General features: G+C 29.9%; 2 protein-coding genes. Both read right to left on the bottom strand.

Translation table 4 applies throughout. From position 1 onward, the window contains the following. A partial coding sequence (locus UDIV_RS01000) for an iron chelate uptake ABC transporter family permease subunit (protein ID WP_038102018.1) occupies nucleotides 1–506 on the bottom strand: 506 nt, incomplete at its 3' end. Between the two features lie 42 nt (nucleotides 507–548). Continuing rightward, a complete protein-coding gene (locus UDIV_RS04475; protein ID WP_038102021.1) occupies nucleotides 549–2486 on the bottom strand; it encodes a hypothetical protein in 1938 nt (645 codons plus the stop codon). Nucleotides 2487–2490 lie beyond the last annotated feature (4 nt).

Below are 2490 nucleotides of genomic sequence, written 5' to 3'. Positions count from 1 at the left end.
CCAACAATTACAAATTTTTCAGTATTAGCACTACCAAACCTAGAAAGAGTATAAATAATTCCTGTTCCAATTACACTTGATAAGAACATAACAATTGGTAATACTCTCATTTCAATATTAGCAGCAGATTCAACTTTATCTTTAATACTAATTAAATAAAAAGTCATTAAGATGATGTTTAATGAACCAATTCCAAGTACAGAAACATCTGCTAGATGGTTCCGGGTTACTTTTTGTAATAATAAACCAGCAACAGCAATTGCTCCACCTGAGAAAAATGCCATTAGTAGTTTAGGACCACGAGTCTTTAAGTCTAAATTTGTAGTACTAAGTTCTGTACCATATGAAGCATCGTGATAAATTGATAACACTAAAAAAGCAATACAAGCAGCAATTAAAATAAGAGCACTGAATTTAAGAGTGATCTTTGTTGTATAGTTTAGTGATTTAATCATTGCAAAGTTGACAATAGCTTTACGTTTTTGTTTATGCAACTCTGTTTTCATTTATTAATTTTCTCTTCTTAGTTTTCTTTTTTTGTATCAATATTATTTATTAACTTTTGCAAATTTTTCTCAATAGCTACCTCAGCTATTAGCTTTTTGATATAGTTCTGCAAATTGTTGTTTCTTATCATCACCAACATATTTAAGAATATATTTAAGAAGATTATCTAAGATTAAGTTTAAACCAATTGGTGATTTAACCCCTTCGTTTCAAAGTTCATAATTATCCCTAAATAATTTTTTAGATGGAGAATTTAAGTTGTTGTTACTTAAATGTTCTTCTTTAAATAATTTATTAACAAGTGTTCTGTCTTTATTAGATAATGATGCACCTTCTGGGTTGAATTCAATGTTGATTACAACATCGAATTGGTTGTTGAATCTAGCTGTATTCTTTTCACTTAAACCATTTTCACCTAAGTTTCATCATCAACCATTATCATCCATGTTAAAGATTGAACCAGTATAGTTTTCAGGAAGACCATTAGTTGACTCACCAAATGGACAGTGTCTTGTTCCATCTTCATGGATATGACAACCTTCTTGTTTTCCATCAACTTTTTCAAGTAACGGGTTAACAAGATTATCACTTAGTTTTGGTTTAGGAGCTTTAAATCCTAAATCATAGTATAAGAAACCAAATTTAGATTGAGATTGTAAAGTACTTACACCACTTTTTGATGAAATTGTTAGTAAACCTAAATTGATTGAGTTAGTGTTATCAAATTGTTTAAGTTCAGGGTTGTAGTTTTTATCAACTACACCAACAGCTTGGAAGAATTCACGCATTGCTTTAATTCGAGCATTATAATTACCAGCTATTTCATTAGCATGAGTTAATGCTTTTTTCATCATTTCTAGACGTTCTGGTTCGTTTTTAAACAATTCTTCTGCTTCTTTTGTATGAGCAAATTTAGCAGTAGCATAAGCGATATCATATAAATGGAACATTCCATCACGCATTGTTCCTAAATAAAGTTGTGTTCCGCCATCTTTTCTTAAGTTTTGTTCATAAATAGGGTGGTGTTGAAGTTCTGATGATACTTTTTGTTTTTGGTTTAGCGGATCATAATTTAATTTAGTTAAACCAGCTTTTTTGATGTCTTTAATTAATAATAGTTGTTCAATTTGTTTGTAGATGATAGTGTTTAATGAATTCTTAGTTTGTCAATCTTTTTCAATATAAAACAATGGTACATCATTACCCTCTATCACTCTTTTTCTGAAGTTAGAATTCTTGAAATTAATACCATCAATTGTTTCACCATTTAAGTAATTTTCTTGGATTCTTTTAGCATAATATGAATAGTTAAAAAGCGGATTTAATAATCCTTTACTTTCATCTTTATACTTCAATCCCGCTCTTAAACCAACTGCAAGTGGATCATTGTTGTTTTCATTTGTAAAAGTTTTAATCATTTCTTTACTTAAAGAAAAGAATAAGTCTCTACTTGCTTTAAAATCAACAGGGACTGGATATGTTTCTTTAGCAAATGGTCCATTGTTTAGATCAGGGCTTAAACGTCGTACAACTTGTGGTTCAAAGTGACTGTTATCAAATAAATAACGGTCATAATAAACTAAGTTTCCATTATGTTTTCTTCAGTGTTCTTCGTTAACATTCTCTCCAAGTTGATTTCCACTAAAACTTCATCAAGTTGTATTATAAGTTTTAATTTTGCTTTCTAGATCTAATAATCTATTTCCCAACCCAGCTTTAAATTCAGGTTTATCAAAAACTTGGTTGTTTTTAAACTCATTACTATTCGGGTCTAAAAAAGCAAATGGACGGTTGTCTTTACTATTTAATAGTCGTGGATAGTAATCAGGAGTAATTCCTAATGCAAGTAATGTATCAGCTTGTGAAGTATAAGTCGGCATCACTTTATAAGGTTCTTGTTTTTTCTGAGTTGTACAACTAGCAATTAAAAAACCAACAGATGTAGTAGTAATTACTCCAACTGCTCCTAAAGCTATCATTAGC

This window comes from Ureaplasma diversum NCTC 246 (genome assembly GCF_000731915.1).
GTDB lineage: Bacteria > Bacillota_I > Bacilli_A > Mycoplasmatales > Mycoplasmoidaceae > Ureaplasma > Ureaplasma diversum.
This window is presented reverse-complemented; position numbering and strand designations above follow the sequence as displayed.